At 71.6% G+C, this 16446-nt stretch carries 12 protein-coding genes; 10 read left to right on the top strand and 2 right to left on the bottom strand.

The genetic code is table 11. The features are described from left to right. The first annotated feature begins 60 nt into the window (after nucleotides 1-60). Both BLS99_RS22465 and BLS99_RS22460 read left to right on the top strand, forming a co-directional pair. Nucleotides 61-3357: a transglycosylase domain-containing protein gene (locus BLS99_RS22465; protein ID WP_176953486.1), complete on the top strand. Its 3297-nt coding sequence runs from the start codon at nucleotides 61-63 to the stop codon at nucleotides 3355-3357. Between the two features lie 67 nt (nucleotides 3358-3424). Continuing rightward, nucleotides 3425-4984, top strand: coding sequence for a glycosyltransferase family 87 protein (locus tag BLS99_RS22460; protein ID WP_091053966.1), 1560 nt, complete (start codon nucleotides 3425-3427; stop codon nucleotides 4982-4984). On the opposite strand, the gene BLS99_RS22455 is transcribed toward BLS99_RS22460, so the two are convergent. Further along, nucleotides 4875-6308 carry a CCA tRNA nucleotidyltransferase gene (locus BLS99_RS22455; protein ID WP_091053965.1) on the bottom strand — a complete coding sequence of 478 codons (1434 nt, stop codon included), beginning with the start codon at nucleotides 6306-6308 and terminating at the stop codon, nucleotides 4875-4877. The genes BLS99_RS22460 and BLS99_RS22455 overlap by 110 nt on opposite strands. Nucleotides 6309-6338: 30 nt before the next feature. Between BLS99_RS22455 and murJ the strand changes: the two genes are divergently transcribed. The 6 genes from murJ (at nucleotide 6339) to trxA (ending at nucleotide 12873) form a co-directional block, all read left to right on the top strand. Next, complete coding sequence (murJ, locus tag BLS99_RS22450) at nucleotides 6339-8156, top strand: murein biosynthesis integral membrane protein MurJ (protein WP_091053964.1); 1818 nt, start codon at nucleotides 6339-6341, stop codon at nucleotides 8154-8156. 143 nt (nucleotides 8157-8299) lie between these two features. After that, entirely contained in the window at nucleotides 8300-9808 is a 1509-nt protein-coding gene (locus BLS99_RS22445; protein WP_091053963.1) for a protein kinase family protein, read from the top strand. A gap of 10 nt (nucleotides 9809-9818) precedes the next feature. Continuing rightward, on the top strand, nucleotides 9819-10562 hold the full coding sequence (gene sigM, locus BLS99_RS22440; protein WP_091053962.1) for an RNA polymerase sigma factor SigM: 744 nt from the start codon (nucleotides 9819-9821) through the stop codon (nucleotides 10560-10562). Continuing rightward, nucleotides 10559-11335: a hypothetical protein gene (locus tag BLS99_RS25845; protein WP_143034912.1), complete on the top strand. Its 777-nt coding sequence runs from the start codon at nucleotides 10559-10561 to the stop codon at nucleotides 11333-11335. The genes sigM and BLS99_RS25845 overlap by 4 nt, the downstream gene beginning before the upstream one ends. Before the next feature lie 238 nt (nucleotides 11336-11573). Continuing rightward, nucleotides 11574-12521, top strand: coding sequence for a thioredoxin-disulfide reductase (gene trxB / locus BLS99_RS22430; RefSeq protein ID WP_091053960.1), 948 nt, complete (start codon nucleotides 11574-11576; stop codon nucleotides 12519-12521). 37 nt (nucleotides 12522-12558) lie between these two features. Beyond that, the gene (gene trxA / locus BLS99_RS22425) at nucleotides 12559-12873 is read left to right on the top strand and encodes a thioredoxin (RefSeq protein ID WP_091053959.1); all 315 of its coding nucleotides are present in this window, start codon (nucleotides 12559-12561) and stop codon (nucleotides 12871-12873) included. Between the two features lie 302 nt (nucleotides 12874-13175). Here the strand turns inward: trxA and BLS99_RS22420 are convergent, their stop codons facing one another. After that, the gene (locus BLS99_RS22420; RefSeq protein ID WP_091053958.1) at nucleotides 13176-13874 is read right to left on the bottom strand and encodes a GNAT family N-acetyltransferase; all 699 of its coding nucleotides are present in this window, start codon (nucleotides 13872-13874) and stop codon (nucleotides 13176-13178) included. Between the two features lie 233 nt (nucleotides 13875-14107). Between BLS99_RS22420 and BLS99_RS22415 the strand changes: the two genes are divergently transcribed. Both BLS99_RS22415 and BLS99_RS22410 read left to right on the top strand, forming a co-directional pair. After that, nucleotides 14108-15355, top strand: coding sequence for an aminotransferase-like domain-containing protein (locus BLS99_RS22415; protein ID WP_091053957.1), 1248 nt, complete (start codon nucleotides 14108-14110; stop codon nucleotides 15353-15355). Further along, on the top strand, nucleotides 15352-16317 hold the full coding sequence (locus BLS99_RS22410; RefSeq protein ID WP_091053956.1) for a D-alanine--D-alanine ligase family protein: 966 nt from the start codon (nucleotides 15352-15354) through the stop codon (nucleotides 16315-16317). The genes BLS99_RS22415 and BLS99_RS22410 overlap by 4 nt, the downstream gene beginning before the upstream one ends. Nucleotides 16318-16446 lie beyond the last annotated feature (129 nt).

Below are 16446 nucleotides of genomic sequence, written 5' to 3'. Positions count from 1 at the left end.
GCGCGCACCGGGCCGACCGGCAAGCCCCGCTGGGGTTGTACAGCACGTGGATGGTTGAGCATGAGCGACAACGGTTACCGCCCCGCCCCGCCGCCCGAGAACGGCGGGCCGCAGGGCCGCGCCTCCGGGCAGGGCCGCGCCTACGGGAGCGCCTCCGGCGGCCCGCGCGAGCCCGAGTACGGGTGGGGCGGCGGACCGCAGCAGGGACGGCAGCAGCCGCCGCAGCCGCAGGGGGGCGGCTACGGATCGGCGCCCGGGCCCCGGCAGCGGCCGCAGCAGGGCTACGGCGGGCAGGCGCCCGCCGGGCGCGGCTCCGCCTCCGTCGGCGGCGCCCGGCCCTCGGGCTCGGCGTCCGTGGGCGGCGGCTCCGGCCGCGCCTCGGTCGGATCGGCCTCGGTCGGGTCGGCCTCGGTCGGCTCCGCCCAGGTGGGCGGCGGCTCGGGCCGCGCCTCGGTGGGCTCGGCGTCCGTGGGCGGCGCGGGACGCGCCTCCGTCGGCACCGCCCGGCCCATCAACCTCGACGACGCCGACGAGCGGCCCGGCCGCGCCGGCGCCGGCGGCGGCCGCCGCAGGGCCGGCAACGGGCCCCTGAGCAAGGACGACCTCGAGAACGGCAAGAAGAAGCGCAAGCGCCTCGGCCGCAAGATGCTCGCCGCGTTCATCGCGATGGGCATCATCTTCGTGGCGAGCGTCACCGTCATCGCCACCTGGTTCTTCCAGAACACGCCCGAGCTCGAGAACGTCTTCCGCAAGGGCGAGTCCTCCGCGTTCTTCTACGCCAACGGCGTCCAGGCCGGCGCCTACGGCGACACCCTGCGCCTCCAGATCGACCCGGGCGAGGCCCCCGAGAGCGTCACCGACTCGCTCGTGGCCCTCGAGGACCGCAAGTTCTGGGACCACGGCGGCGTCGACTACGTGCGCACCATGGGCGCGCTCGTCAACAACCTCACCGGCGGCGACACCCAGGGCGCCTCGACCATCACCCAGCAGTACGCCGGCATGGTCCTCGACGCGCGCGACGAGATCTCCTACGACCGCAAGGCCCGCGAGGCCGCGCTCGCCATCAAGATGGAGTCCGAGTACGACAAGGACGAGATCATCACCGCCTACCTCAACATGGCCTACTTCGGCCGGGGGGCGTACGGGATCAAGGCCGCCGCGAAGAACTACTTCAACGTCGAGCTCGAAGAGCTCACCTACGGCCAGGCCGCCTACATCGTCATGCAGGTGAAGTCCCCGAACGGCTACTACGACCCGTTCTACACCGACTACTACGACGAGGGCGCGGCCAAGGGCCGCTGGGACTTCACCATGGACGCGCTGGTCGAGACCGGCCAGCTCCCGCAGGCCGACCGCGACGCGGCGAAGTTCGAGGACGTCATCGCCAGCCTGACCGCCGAGTTCAACGCGTCGGGCTCGTGGGGCGGCAACACCGACGTCGGCTTCATCATCAACGAGCTCGACGGCTACGTCTTCGACGAGCTCGAAGAGCGGTACGGCATCACCAAGGACATGCTCAAGGGCACCGAGGAGAGCAAGCGGGACGGCGGCTACTCCGTCACCCTCACCATCGACCCGGACATCCAGGCGTCGCTCAAGTCCACCGGCTCGCGCGGCGAGATCAAGGTGAAGGAGAACGACGCCGAGCAGCCGGTCGACTCCGAGGGCAATGTCGTGACCGACCGCAACCAGGCCGAGCGCGACCTCACCGACGAGGGCTACGCCCAGTTCGAGAACAGCAACGACGACGCCGCGCTCAAGGAGTACGACCCGTACATGATGACGGCGATGGTCGCGATCGACCCGGAGACGGGCGCGATCCTCGGCTACTACGGCGGCGACGACGGCTTCGGCGTCGACAAGGCCGGCGCCGAGTCCCCGCACCCGCCGTCCTCGACGTTCAAGATGATCACCGCCGCGACCGCGCTCGAAGAGGGCGACTCGATCAACTCCTGGTTCAACGCCTCCTCGCCGCGCGAGTTCGAGTCGCTGACCCTCGACGACTCCGAGTCGTGCATCGGCGGCGGGGACTACCCCGAGTGCACGCTGCGCAACGGCAGCCAGAACTCGAAGGTCGAGATGACGCTGACCGACGCGGTCCGCGAGTCGAAGAACACCCCGATGTACACCATCTCCGAGGAGTACGGCGCCGCGACGATCCTCGACTACGCCGACAAGATGGGCCTGTCGGTCATGAACCAGGCCCGCACGATCGAGGACGACTCCGGCAAGGCGTGGGACGTCTCCATCAACTACGTGATGAACGACGACGGCACCTACACCCAGCACGGGACCGCGGTCGACCCCGACACGGGCGAGTCGATCGTCGACGCCTCCGGCAACTGGGACGTCTACGCGGGCATCCAGGTCACCGACGACTGCCAGCCGATCGTCAACACCGAGGGCTACTTCCTGTACGCGGAGGAGCCCACGCCGTGCGAGATCGGCGGCAACGGCAACACCGACCCGTTCTACAACCACATCTCGTTCGGCCAGTACCCGACCAGCGTGCGCGACATGGCCTCGATCTACGCGACCATCGCCAACGACGGCCTCTACAACGAGTCGCACTTCGTGGCCAAGGTCGAGTACAAGGGCGAGGAGGTCGCCCCGATCAACGAGCTCGAGTCCGAGCAGGTCATCCAGACCACGACCGCGCAGAACCTGCAGTGGATCGGCTCGGAGATCCACGGCGAGTCCTCCAGCGGCGACGACCTCGGCCGCGACTACTTCGGCAAGACCGGGACCTGGGAGGCCGGGGGCAAGGACGAGGACGGGAACGAGTACCCCGACTCCTACAACGCCCACGCCTGGTACGTCGGCGCGATCCCGCAGCTGTCCATCGCCGCGTGGGTCGGGAACCTGACCTCCGAGTCGGACCCGATCGCCGACGTCGACGGCAACAAGGACAACGTGTTCGGCTCCAACACCGCCTACCCCGTCTGGTTCACCGCCATGGAGCGGATCCTGGACAAGAAGGACTGGGACGAGGAGGAGTGGGCCGGGAAGGACGACGACGCCGGCAACGTCACCGCCTGGGACATCGAGAAGGCCGGCGGCCCGATCGAGGGCGGCGCGTTCTGCGCGGCCAAGCCCGAGGACCCGCTGTGCGCGGGCCAGGTCGACGAGCAGGCCAAGGAGGACTGCGAAGCGGACGGCGGCACCTGGGACGGCGAGACCTGCACGCCCGCCGAGGAGGACGACGACACCGACCAGCCGACGACCGACCCCTCCGAGGGCGAGTCGACCACCGAGGAGGAGTGCACGGGCATGCCGTGGGACCCGCCCTCGTGCGACGAGGAGCCGTCCACGGACCCGACCGAGGAGGGTTCGACCACTCCCGACGACGACAATTGACGGCGGGGCCGGGGAGCGGTCCTCGGCCCGTCACAGCCATGCGGCGGCATGGGCCACAATAGGGCCCATGCCGCCGTCTTCCATCGAGCCGACCCCCGAGCAGGCCGCCGCCGAGCGCGCGCGGCCCGCCGGGCACCCCCCGGCCGCACCCTCCCTCACCGACCGCGCCGTCCGGTTCGCCTCGGCGTTCATCGGCGGGCCGTTCGGCGACCACGCCGTCGACCCGCCGCGGCGCGCGTTCTGGATCCCGATCCGCGTCATCCTCCTCACCGGCCTGATCGCGTTCGCGGTCAACTGGCTCCAGAAGTACCCGTGCTCGGCGGGCGGCTGGGTGGACTGGCAGCAGTACACCGGCGCCTGCTACACCGACATCCGCGCCCTGTGGGGCGCCGAGAAGCTGAACGAGGGCGCGGTCCCCTACCGCGACCATCCGGTCGAATACCCGGTACTGACCGGCTGGTTCATGGGGGTCCTGGGGCAGATCGCCTACCGGCTCGGCGCCGTCGCCGGGACCGACGGCGGCCCGATCTTCTGGCACCTCAACGCGATCGTCCTCTTCATCTGCGGCGCCGCCGCCATCGCCGTGCTGCACCGGATCCGCACCGACAACCGCCGCACCGACCTGCCGGGGCCCAGCCCCGACCCCGCGCTCGTCCACTCCCGGCCCTCGCGGCCGTGGGACGCGATGATGCTCGCGGCCGCGCCGGTGATCCTGGTGACGGCCACCGTCAACTGGGACCTGTTCGCGGTCGCGCTGTCGATGCCGTTCTTCCTGTACTGGCAGCGCGGCCGCCCGGTCATGGCCGGGCTGTTCCTCGGCCTGGCCGTCGCCGCGAAGTTCTACGCGCTCCTGTTCATCGGCCCGCTGCTCGTGCTCGCCCTGCGGCAGAAGCGGGTCCTGCCCGCGCTCCAGGCGACCGCGACCGCCGCGCTCGTGTGGGCGGTCTTCAACGGGCCCGTCGCGTACCTGTGGCCGGACTCGTGGATGCGGTTCTTCGAGCTCAACTCGGAGCGGCCCGTGGACTGGGGCACCGGCTGGTACGTCCTGCGGGGCGTCACCGGCTGGGAGGCCCTGTGGGACTCCGAGTTCGTCAACGACCTGTACCTGGTCCTGTTCGCCTTGTCCTGCCTGGGGATCGCCGCGCTCGGGTTCTTCGCGCAGCGGCGCACCGCGGGCGGCGCGTTCGGGCTCAAGGCCCCCTCGACCGAGGACGTGGTGCCGCGCCTCGCGCAGCTGTGCTTCCTGGTGATCGCGACGTTCCTGCTGTTCGGGAAGGTCTGGTCGCAGCAGTACGTGCTGTGGCTGCTCCCGCTCGTGGTCCTCGCCCGCCCCAAGTGGGGCTTCTTCCTGGTGTGGCAGGCCGCGGAGCTCTGCTACTTCTTCGCGTTCTACGGCAAGATGCTCCAGGTCTCGGCCGAGGACGGCCGGGGCATCCCCGAGGGCCTGTTCCTGGCCGCGGCCGCCTCGCGGTGGATCGCGGTCGCGGTCATGTGCGCCCTGGTGGTGCAGGAGGTCCTCATCCCGCGTCTGGACGCGGTGCGATCCCTTCCCGTGCGGCCCAAGCGAGCAGCTCCGACTCCGCCGCCTCGCGAGGCAGCGGGCCGCGCTCCAGCCGCAGCTCCTTGAGGAACGCCCAGGCCCGGCCCACCTCGGGGCCGGGCCGCAGGCCCAGCAGCTCCATGATGGCGTTGCCGTCGAGGTCGGGGCGGACCGCGCGCAGGTCCTCCTCGGCCCGCAGCCGCGCGATGCGCTCCTCGAACGCGTCGTAGTCGCGGCGCAGCCGCTCGGCCTTGCGCCGGTTGCGGGTCGTGCAGTCGGAGCGGACCAGGGCGTTGAGCCGGTCGAGCTGGCCGTCGGCGTCGGTGACGTAGCGGCGGACCGCGGAGTCGGTCCAGCCGCCCTCCTCGCCGTCGGCGTACCCGTAGAAGCGCAGGTGCAGGGAGATGAGCAGCGACACGGCCTGCACGTCGGCCTTGGGGAAGCGCAGTTCGCGCATGCGGCGGCGCGCGAGGCGCGCGCCGGCGATGTCGTGGTGGTGGAAGGTGACGCCCCCGCCCGCGACGACCTCCTTGGTCTCGGGCTTGCCGATGTCGTGCAGGAGCGCCGCGATCCGCAGCAGCAGGTCCGGGCCGCCGGTCTCCAGGCCGATCGCGTTGCGCAGCACCTGGAGCGAGTGCTCGTAGACGTCCTTGTGCTGGGCGTGCTCGTCGATCTCCATGCGCAGCGCCGGGAGCTCGGGCAGGAACCGGTCGGCGAGGCCGGTGTCGACCAGCAGCCGCAGGCCCGCGACCGGGTCGGGCGCGAGCATGAGCTTCACGAACTCGTCCCGGACGCGCTCGGCGGTGATCCGCGACAGCTCCGGGGCCAGGTCACGCATCGCGGCGAGCGTCGGCGCCTCGACGTCGAAGCCGAGCTGCGCGGCGAAGCGCGCGGCCCGGAGCATCCGCAGCGGGTCGTCGGCGAACGACGACTCCGGGGACGCGGGCGTGCGGATGGTGCGCCGGGCGATGTCGGCGATGCCGCCGAACGGGTCGGCGAACACGTGGCCGGGCAGCGACACGGCCATGGCGTTCACGGTGAAGTCGCGGCGCTCCAGGTCGTCCTCGAGCCGGTCGCCGTAGCGGACCACCGGGTTGCGGCCGACGCGGTCGTACGCGTCGGCGCGGAACGTGGTCACCTCGACCTGCTCGCCGCGGAACATGCCGCCGATGGTCCCGAAGTCGGCGCCGGTGGTCCACACCGTGGAGCAGTGGGCGCGCAGGATCGCCTCGGTCGCCTCGGGGCGGGCGCCGGTGGTGAAGTCGAGGTCGCTCACGGGCCGGCGCAGGACCGCGTCGCGGACCGGGCCGCCGACCAGGTGCAGCTCGTGGCCCTCCCGCTCGAACACCCGACCCAGCTCATCGGCTATCGGCGGGACCGTGATTTCCTTACCGCTACTGTTGTCAGACATCGCCGGGCAAGCTTAGCGGAGGGTGCGAGAATGGCCGAACCTAGCGCGAGACCGGGACCTGGCCCGGACCGCTCGCCCTCTGGCCCCGCCCTGGGCCCCCGCCCCCACGCGAACCCCCAGTCCTTCCGCCCCGCCGGCCCGCTCACCGGCAACGGGTACGCCCCCGCCGGACCCCCGCCCGCCGCGGCGCCGACCCCTCAGCCGCCGCGCCCGCAGGGCAAGAACGTGGTCCGCTCCAGCCTCCTCATGGGCGCCGGCTCCCTCGTCTCGCGCGTCACCGGGTTCGGGCGCACCGTCGTCATCTCCGCCGCGATCGGCGCCGGGCTCCTCGGCAACTCGTACACGACCGCGCAGTACTTCCCGCAGATGATCTACGAGCTCGTCCTCGGCGGCGTGTTCGCGAGCATCATCATGCCGCTGTTCGTCAAGGCCCACAAGAACGACCCCGACGGCGGCGACGCGTTCGCGCAGCGCCTGCTCACCCTCGCGGCCCTCGTCCTCGGCGGCGCCGCACTCGTCGTCACCCTGTGCGCGCCGCTCATCGCCCGCGCCATGGCCGAGCCCGCCCAGTACGGGCTCGTCACCGAGTTCTCCTACCTCATGCTCCCGGCCCTGCTCCTGTACGGGCTGTTCGCGGTCCTCTCCGGGGTCCTCAACTCGCGCGAGCACTTCGGCGCCCCCATGTGGGTGCCGATCATCAACAACCTCGTCGTCATCACCGTCGGCGCGGTGTTCTTCCTCGTCTACACCCGCGACGCCGTCCCCGGCCCCGGCGGGGAGCTGTTCGCCTCCGCCGACCAGGTCACCAACGGGATGATCATCCTCCTCGGCGGCGGCACCACCGCGGGCGTGCTCATCCAGGTCCTGTGCCTCGCCCCCGCCCTGCGCAGGGCCGGGTTCCGGTGGCGGCTGCGGTTCGACTTCAAGGCCCTGCCGCTGCGCGACATCCGCCGCATGGCCGCGTGGACGCTCCTGTTCGTCGTCGCCAACCAGGTCGCCGTCATGGCCGTGATCAAGGTCGCGAACGCCGCCTCCGGGAACGCCGCCGAAGGCCAGTTCGTGCCCGGCACCACCGTCTACAACAACGCGTACCTCATGATGATGATGGCCCACGGCATCGTCGCCGTCTCCGTCATCACAGCGCTCATGCCGCGCATGACCCGCGCCGCCGACGACCGCCGCTGGCCCGAGCTCACCGACCACCTCTCCTCCGGCATCCGCCTCGCGTCGTTCCTGCTCGTGCCCATCGCCGCCGTGTTCGTCGCCCTCCACGAGCCGATCGCGATGGCGATCTTCCAGTGGGGCGCCTACGACCACACCATGGCCCTCGCCACCGGGCAGGCGCTCCTGATGATCGGCGTCGTGCTCATGCCGTTCTCGGTGAGCCAGCTGCAGATCTACGCGTTCTACGCCCAGACCGACACCAAGACCGTCGGCCTGTTCAACCTGCCGGTCATCGCGATCCGCATCGGCGGGTACCTCCTCGCGTTCGCGTTCCTCCCCCTCGAACAGGTCGTCGTCGGCCTCATCGCCGCCAACGGCGTCTCCTACCTCGTCTCGCTCCTGCTCTCGATGAGCCTGCTGCGCAAGCGCGTCGGCCTCCTCGGCATGCGCAAGACCGCGAACGGCCTGGTCCGCACCGGTGCCGCCGCGGTCATCGCCGGCGCCGCCGCCTACGCGGGCTGGCTCGCCTGGCCCGACGTGTCCGGTTCCAAACTCGGGCAGCTCGGTGCGTCGTTCGTCCTCGGCATCGCCCTCCTGGGCGTGTATCTCGCGGCCTGCCTGGTATTCCGCGTCACTGAAATGGCGTCGCTCCAGGCAACGGTGCGCGCAAGGCTGCGACGATGAGGCAAGTACGATCCATACGTGCACTATGGCCTTGGATCGCCGAGCAACCCTGCACCACGCTGAACCGCTTCTACGCCTGAAAGACCCGACCGGCCGGCACGGCCCCTCCGCGGGGTCGGTCTGAGAGGGGAGGACCCCGCACCATGAGTTCCGCCGAAGTGCCGTCCGTGGGCGACCTGCTCGCAGAGCGGTACCGCCTCGAAGAGCTCCTCGGAGGCGCGAACGGCCACCGCCAACTCTGGCGCGGCGTCGACGTGCTCCTCCACCGCTCCGTCGCGGTCGTCCTGCGCTCCCCCGGCGGCGAGGCCGCGGCCCCGACCATGACCGCCGCCGTGGCCGCCTCCCGCACGCACGTCGACTCCATGGTCGACGTGTACGACGCGGTCGACGAGGACCGGTTCGCCTACGTGGTGCGCGAATGGGTCAACGGCTCCTCCCTCCGCGGCGTCCTCGAGCAGCAGACCCTCGAGAGCGCCCACGCGCTCGAACTCGTCGCCTCGGTCGCCGACGCGGTCGCCGCCCTCCACGACGGCGGCGTCACCCACGCCGACCTCCAGCCCGGCTCGATCCTCCTCTCCGAGGACGACCGCGTCATGGTCACCGAGCCCCGCAACGAACCCGGGAACACCCAGGTCGAGGACGTGCGCGCGCTCGGCGCGACCCTCTACGCCTGCCTCACCGGCGCCTGGCCGCGCGTCGTCCCCGCCGAGAACACCGGCCTGCCCGACGCCGCCACCGACGAATGGGGCCGCGTCCTCGACGCCGCCAAGGTCGTCCCCGGCGTCCCCGCCCGCCTCTCCCAGCTCACCGCGGACCTCCTCGACCACTCCCAGACCCCGCCCTCGGCCGCCGAACTCGCCGTCGAACTGCGCCGCCTCTCCGAGACCGGCGGCGCCGACCCCGCACCCGCCCAGGCCACCAGCGTCCTCGGCGCCATCAACCTCGGCAGCCTCAACCTCGGCCGCCGCCTCTCCGGCGACGCCGCCGCACCGCCCCTGGGCATGAAGCGCCTCGCCGTGGTCGCCGCCGTGGTCGCCGCGGTCATCTTCGCCGGCGTCGTCGGCAGCGCCATCGTCTTCGGCGGCGGCGACGACCCCGCCGGGGCCGAAGACCAGATCACCGGCGAGGACACCGGCGGCGACGCCTCCGAAGAGGGCGAGAGCGACGTCGCCGCCCCCACCGAGGCCGAGATCACCGAAGCCGACATCCGCGTCGTCGACCCGCCTGACGGCGACCGCGACCAGGGCGAGGGCGTCGAGGCCGTCATCGACGGCAACGCCTCCACCGGCTGGTCCACCAACACGTACTACAACGACCCCGGCTTCGGGAACCTCAAGCCCGGCATGGGCATCCTCATCGACCTCGGCGAGGCCATGGAGGTCGCCTCCGTCCGGGTCCAGATGACCAGCGCCGGCGCCACCGTCGGCCTCCTCGCCGGCGACGAGGACCCCGGCGACTCCTCCGAGGGCGACCAGGCGATCGTCGACGACTTCACCGAACTGGCCCCGCCCGTCGCCGACGCCGACACCAACATCGAACTCCAGGCCGGCGGCCAGTCCGCCCGCTACATCGTCGTCTGGGTGACCGAGCTCCCCGCCTCCTCCGGCGGCTTCAAGCTCACCATCTCCGACATCAACGTGTTCGTCCGGTAAGCCGCCCACCATGCCCGGCCCCCTCCCGCCCCGCACCGGCACCGACGGCGACACCGCCGGACCGCTGGACGGAGTGGGCGACACCGAGCTGCTGCGCCGCCACGTCGAAGGCGACCGCGAGGCGTTCGGGGAGCTGTTCCGCCGCCACCGCGGACGCCTCTGGGCCGTCGCCGTGCGCACCCTCGCCGACCCCGAGGACGCCGCCGAAGCCCTCCAGGACGCCATGATCAAGGCGTACCAGGCCGCCGGCACCTTCCGCGGCGGCGCCGCCGTCACCACCTGGCTCCACCGCATCGTCGTCAACGCCTGCCTCGACCGCATCCGCGCCGCCGGACGCCGCCCCACCGTGCCCCTCCCCGAGGACGGGCGCGAACCCGCCGCCGTCCCCGGCCCCGCCGGCGAGGACCCCCAGCAGGCCGCCCTGCGCCTCACCGTCCACCGCGCCCTCGCCGAACTCCCCTTCGACCAGCGCGCCGTCCTCGTCTACATCGACATGCTCGGCTACCCCGTCGACGAGGTCGCCGCCATCCTCAAGGTGCGCCCCGGCACCGTCAAGTCGCGCGCCTCCCGGGCCCGCAAGCGCCTCGCCGCCCGCCTCCCCGAACTCGACCCGGGCACCAGGAGCCCGGCTCCCGAGGCCCCCGCACCCGCGGACGGCGCACCGGGCGCCGCCCTCGCCGGGAACCCGCCGGGCCAGCGCGGCGTCGAACCAGGAGCCGGACGACCGACGAGCCGAGAGGAGGGGAGCCGATGATCGGGCAGACGCCAGGAGGGCCCGAGACCGAGACCGCCCGCATGCTGCGGCAGGTCTCCGGCGGCTACGCCGACCTCCCCGACGAGGTCGCGCACCGGCTCGACCGCGTCCTGGACACCCTCCCGGCCGCCGACACCCTCCACCGCGCCGCCGGACCCGAGCGTGAAGGGTTCTTCGCGACCCTCGCCGAACGCCTGCGGCCCAAGCGGGTCCGGTACGCGCTCGCGAGCGGCGCGGCCGCGGTCCTGGTCACCGTCGGCGCGGTCGCGGTCGGGCTCCAGTCCCTCGCCACCCAGTCGCAGGACGCCGGGTCGGCCGAGGTGTACGCCGAGGAGGACGCACCGCGCTCCGACGACGCGGACGACGCCCCGGGCGGACCCGAGTCCGCTTCCGACTCCCTCAACGAGGAGTCCGAGGAGGGGGCCGGGACCGACTCGGCCGGCATCACCGGCGTCGCGTGGTTCGCCAGCGGCACCGACTACACCGCCGATACCGACCTGCTCGGGACCATGCGCGCCTTCAGCTTCGAGTCCACCTCCGCCGACATCCCCGCCGAGCTGGCGGAACTCGCCGCGGGCGGCGACTTCTGGCACAACTGCGAGGAGGCGATCGCACGGGAGTATCAGAGCCTCCTCGTGGCGGTCGACTTCGCCCGGTACGAGTCCGCACCCGCGATCATCGCGCTGCTCATGACCGACCAGGGCGAGCTCGCGGTGGCCCTCAGCCCCGCGTGCGCCGACGGGGTCATCGAAGCACTCGCCGTCCAGCCCTGACGGGAGCCGCACTCCGCCTCCTGCGCCATGCAGTCCGCGCTGCGCCCTGCGCGCTATGCCTTCCGCGCTGTGCTCTCTGCGAACGCCGTGGTGAGCTTCCCCACGATCGGGAAACGCGCCTGTCACAAGGCCGCCACGGCGCCGCCCCCTGGAATTTCGGGTCAATAGGATGGCGTTGTAGCAGTCAGCACCAGGGGAGCCGTCCCTGGAGCGCCGAACCACCACAGGAGCGAACCCGGTGAGCGAAATCCGCGACGTCATCATCATCGGCTCGGGCCCGGCCGGATACACGGCCGCGCTGTACACCGCGCGCGCGAACATGCGCCCGCTGGTGTTCGAGGGCTTCCAGTTCGGCGGCGCGCTCATGCAGACCACCGAGGTCGAGAACTTCCCCGGCTTCCCCGAGGGCATCATGGGCCCCGAGCTCATGGACCAGTGGCGCAAGCAGGCCGAGCGCTTCGGCGCCGAGCTCGTCTCCGACGACGTCACCCGCGTCGACCTCACGGGCGAGGTCAAGAAGGTGTGGGTCGGCGACGAGGAGCACCACGCGAAGGCCGTCATCCTCGCCACGGGCTCGGCGTACCGCCCGCTGAACGTCCCCGGCGAGAACGAGCTCATGGGCCGCGGCGTCTCCGCCTGCGCCACCTGCGACGGGTTCTTCTTCCGCGACCAGAACATCGCGGTGGTCGGCGGCGGCGACTCGGCGATGGAGGAGGCCACGTTCCTCACCAAGTTCGCCTCCAAGGTCACCATCGTGCACCGCCGCGACGAGTTCCGCGCCTCCAAGATCATGGCCGAGCGCGCGCTGGCGAACCCGAAGATCGAGGTCGCCTGGAACTCCGCGGTCGAGAAGATCAACGCCGACGGCGGCAAGGTCGCCAGCGTCGACCTGGTCGACACCGTGACCGGCGAGACCCGGAACCTCGCGGCGACGGGCCTGTTCATCGCGATCGGCCACGACCCGCGCTCGGAGCTGTTCAAGGGCCAGGTCGAGCTCGACGAGTCCGGCTACGTGAAAGTGGCCGCGCCGTCGACGAAGACCAACCTGGAGGGCGTGTTCGCCGCGGGCGACCTCGTCGACCACACGTACCAGCAGGCGGTCACGGCCGCCGGCACCGGCTGCGCCGCCGCGCTCGACGCCGAGCGCTACATCGCCGCACTCGAGGACGCCGCGGTCGCGGCATAACCGACTTCCCCTTCTTCACACACACAGGAGGATGCCCATGGGCGCCATCAAAGCCGTCAACGACGAGCAGTTCCAGGCCGAGGTGCTGGAAGCCGACAAGCCCGTGCTCGTCGACTTCTGGGCCGAGTGGTGCGGGCCCTGCAAGAAGGTCGCGCCGGTCCTCGAAGAGCTCGCGACCGAGATCGACTCGATCGAGATCCGCAAGCTCGACACCGACGCGAACCCGGAGATCACCCGCAAGTACGGCGTGATGAGCGTGCCGACCATGATCCTGTTCAAGGACGGCGAGCCGGCGCAGCAGCTCATCGGCGCCCAGCCCAAGGCGGCCATCCGCAAGTTCCTGGGCCAGTAGGGAACGAGACGAGTACTCACTAGTCGATCGGGGGACGGAGCCAGCTGCTTCGTCCCCCGCTTCTTGTCGTACCCCCGCGATATTTTTGATACCAGGGGTCCCTTAAGGGGACATTTCGGGAATATCCGCTTTCATGTTTCATCACCGCAGGTCAGCGTCCTACAGATGTTGCGATGCGGCCCAGTGGGCGGCCAGCGGACCGGGTCGGCGGCCGAGGTCGGCAGCCAGGGCCGACGATCACGATCAGCCGCCGGTCGGGAGCCAGGGCCAGCGAGCAGGGCGAGCGGCCGGGGCCCGCGGATTCAGTCGAAGACGTCGCCGTCGCGCTGGGTCCCCGGGCGGTCGATGCGGGAGCGGCTCGTGGTCGGCTCGCCGAAGAACTGCTCCAGCTCGACGTCGTCGAGCTTGAACCACTCCACCGAATCGCTCGGCTCCATGGCCTCCTCGGCCTCCACGCTCCGGTCGATCGCCGAGCGCAGCTCCAGACGCAGCCGCGGGTACCGCGGGTCGAAGCGGACCGTCTTGAACCCCACCGAGCGGTAGAAGTCCGCCGGCACCAGGCACGCCCCGGCCTCGCCGCGGGCGTCGCCGAAGGTCTCCAGCGCGTAGATCCCCCGCCGCGCCACGTCCGCCGCGACGGTCTGCACCAGCTGGCGCCCCAGGCCCGTCCCCGCGAACGCCGGGCTCACATAGGCCGTCATCAGCAGGGCCGCATCGGGAGAGACCGGCCCCGACGGGAACTCCATCGAGCGGGGCACGAACTTCGGGGAGGCGTAGGTGACGAAACCGGCCACCGCCTCGCCCTCGTAGGCGATCCGGCCGCACCCGCCCCACTCCAGGAGCGTGTGCGACAGCCACGCCTCCTTCTCGATGGCGGGCTCGCCGACGTCCCGCGCCGCCTCGGCGCACAGGGGCGACAGCTCCCAGAACACGCAGGCGCGGCACCGCCTCGGAACCTCGTCCAAGGAGTCGAGTGTGAGGTTGACCATGCGCCGATGCACCCGTCCAGCCTACGCGGATGAGGGGTCCACATGACGGAAAACACGCGCGGCCTGCGGCCCCTGTGCTAGTAGAGTGGTTCGATCACTGTGCGCGAACGGCGGCGCTCGCCGACCGCTCGACGGCAGGGGCCGTAGGCTGGCCGACAGGACCCCGCGCGCCGGGGCCCGAAACGCAGAGCGCGACCCGCGACCACCGCTCGCGGGCGACGAGGACCATCAGAGGAGGTCTCCGCGTGTCCGGTACAACACTCGACGATTACACCGGTCGCTACGCATCCCGGGTTCACGGGATGGCACAGTCGGAGATCCGCGCACTGTTCTCGGTCGCATCGCGACCGGAGGTCGTCTCCCTCGCCGGAGGGAACCCGTACACGGCCGCGCTCCCCATGGACGAACTCGGCGAGATGTTCACCCGCCTCCTCTCCCAGGTCGGCGCCGAAGCGCTCGGCTACTGCCCCGGCCAGGGCAGCGTCGCGCTGCGCGAGGCGCTGTGCGGGGTCCTGGAGCTGTCGGGCATCCGCGCCTCGGCCGACGACCTCGTCCTCACCACCGGCGCGCAGCAGGGACTCGACCTGCTCGCCCGCACCTTCCTCGACCCCGGCGACATCGTGCTCGCCGAAGGGCCCACCTACGTCGGCGCGCTCGGCGCGTTCCAGGCCGCGCAGGCCGACGTCCGGCACCTCCCCATGGACGACGAGGGCCTCATCCCCGCCGGCCTGGAGGAAGGGCTCGCCGCGATCGCGCGCGAGGGCCGCCGGGCCAAGTTCCTGTACACGATCCCGACCTACCAGAACCCGGCCGGCGTCACGCTGACCGAGGAGCGGCGCGAGGAGATCCTCGCGATCGCCGAGCGGCACGGGCTCCTCATCATCGAGGACGACCCGTACTCGATGATCAGCTTCGACGGCACGCCGCCCGCGCCGCTGCGCGCCCGCGCCGAGCGGGGTGTCATCTACCTCGGGACGGTCTCCAAGATCTTCGCCGCGGGCCTGCGCCTCGGCTGGGTCCTGGCCCCGCCCGCGGTGCGCGACAAGCTGCTCCTGGCGATCGAGGCGTCGATCCTGTGCCCGTCCGGGCTCACGCAGGAGGCCACGCTCCGCTTCCTCACGGAGATGGAGTGGCGCCAGCAGGTCAAGGTCTTCAACACGCTCTACCGGGACCGCCGGGACGCGCTCCTGGCGGCGCTCGGCGACTACATGCCCGACGGGATGACCTGGACCGTCCCCGGCGGCGGCCTGTTCATCTGGGCCACACTGCCGGACGGGCTCGACTCCAAGGCGATGCTCCCCCGCGCGCTCCAGGAGCGGGTGGCGTACGTCCCGGGCACCGGTTTCTACGCCGACGGCAACGGCCGCAGGGAGATGCGCTTGAACTTCTCGACCCAGACCGCCGAGGTCATCCGCGAGGGGGTCCGCCGCCTGGCGGGCGTCGTCGCGAGCGACATCGAACTGCGCGACACGTTCGCGGAGGGCGGGGCATGAAGGAGGGCGCCGCAGCCGCGGACATCCGGGTGCTCATCCTCGCCGGGGGCATGTCGTACGAGCACGAGGTCTCGCTGAAGTCCGGCCGCCGCGCGGCCGACGCGCTCCAGCGGCTCGGCTTCGCCTGCTACACGCGGGACCTCGACGGGGAGCTGCTGCCGGCCCTCCAGGAGTTCCCGCCCGACGTGGTCCTGCCGCTCGTGCACGGCCAGCCGGGCGAGGACGGCTCGCTCCAGGCGGTGCTCGAACTGCTCGGGCTCCCGATCGTCGGCACCGGCTCCACTGGCGCACGCCGGGCGTGGAACAAGATCGCGGCCAAGGACCTGCTCCGGACCGCCGGGATCCCCACGCCGGACTGGACGTCGATGCCGCGCCAGGCGTTCTCGGACTTCGGGGCGCGCAAGCTCCTCGACCGGATCGCCGCGAAGATGGGCCTGCCGCTGGTCGTCAAGCCGAACTCGGGCGGGTCGGGCCTCGGCGTGCACGCGGTGCACAAGGAGGACGACTTCCCGTCGGCAATGATGGGCTGCTTCTCCTACAGCGACACGGCGCTCATCGAGTCGTTCGTCGAGGGGCGCGACATCGCGGTCGGCGTGATCGACCTCGGCGACGGCCCGGTGGCCCTGCCGCCGGTCGAGATCGCGCCGCTCCACGGGGACTACGACTACGCGGCCCGGTACAACCCCGGCGCGACCCGCTGGACGGTCCCCGCGGCCCTCAGCGAGCCCGTGGCGGCCCGTACGGCCGAACTGGCACTGGAGGTCCACCGGACGCTCGGACTCGGCGACATGTCGCGGGTCGACCTGATCGTGGACGACGCCGGCGGCATCCAGGTCCTGGAGGCGAACGTCGCCCCCGGGACCACCGAGACCTCGCTGCTGCCCATGGCGATCGAGGCCGCCGGGCTCGATTTCGGCGAGGTGCTGGCGACGATGGTCCGCCAGGCCCTCGCCCGCACCTGATCCGCACCGGAGCAGCAGGGCAACTGAGCAACACGAAGGGCGCCGATGTTTCACGTGAAACATCGGCGCCCTGAGTCGTTCCCCGCCGCAACGGGCCGGGCACGGCCCCGGCCGGGCATCGTCCCCGAC

Origin of the sequence: Glycomyces sambucus (genome assembly GCF_900102815.1) — a bacterium.
In the GTDB taxonomy this organism is placed as follows: Bacteria; Actinomycetota; Actinomycetes; order Mycobacteriales; family Micromonosporaceae; genus Glycomyces; species Glycomyces sambucus.
The sequence above is the reverse complement of the archived record's forward strand: the minus strand, read 5'-3'. Positions and strand labels throughout refer to the sequence as shown.

Excerpts from the sequence above, each read along its gene's own strand:
- BLS99_RS22465 (WP_176953486.1), top strand. The coding sequence starts at position 61 with ATGAGCGACAACGGTTACCGCCCCGCCCCGCCGCCCGAGAACGGCGGG.
- BLS99_RS22460 (WP_091053966.1), top strand. The coding sequence starts at position 3,425 with ATGCCGCCGTCTTCCATCGAGCCGACCCCCGAGCAGGCCGCCGCCGAG.
- BLS99_RS22455 (WP_091053965.1), bottom strand. The coding sequence starts at position 6,308 with ATGTCTGACAACAGTAGCGGTAAGGAAATCACGGTCCCGCCGATAGCC.
- murJ (WP_091053964.1), top strand. The coding sequence starts at position 6,339 with ATGGCCGAACCTAGCGCGAGACCGGGACCTGGCCCGGACCGCTCGCCC.
- BLS99_RS22445 (WP_091053963.1), top strand. The coding sequence starts at position 8,300 with ATGAGTTCCGCCGAAGTGCCGTCCGTGGGCGACCTGCTCGCAGAGCGG.
- sigM (WP_091053962.1), top strand. The coding sequence starts at position 9,819 with ATGCCCGGCCCCCTCCCGCCCCGCACCGGCACCGACGGCGACACCGCC.
- BLS99_RS25845 (WP_143034912.1), top strand. The coding sequence starts at position 10,559 with ATGATCGGGCAGACGCCAGGAGGGCCCGAGACCGAGACCGCCCGCATG.
- trxA (WP_091053959.1), top strand. The coding sequence starts at position 12,559 with ATGGGCGCCATCAAAGCCGTCAACGACGAGCAGTTCCAGGCCGAGGTG.
- BLS99_RS22410 (WP_091053956.1), top strand. The coding sequence starts at position 15,352 with ATGAAGGAGGGCGCCGCAGCCGCGGACATCCGGGTGCTCATCCTCGCC.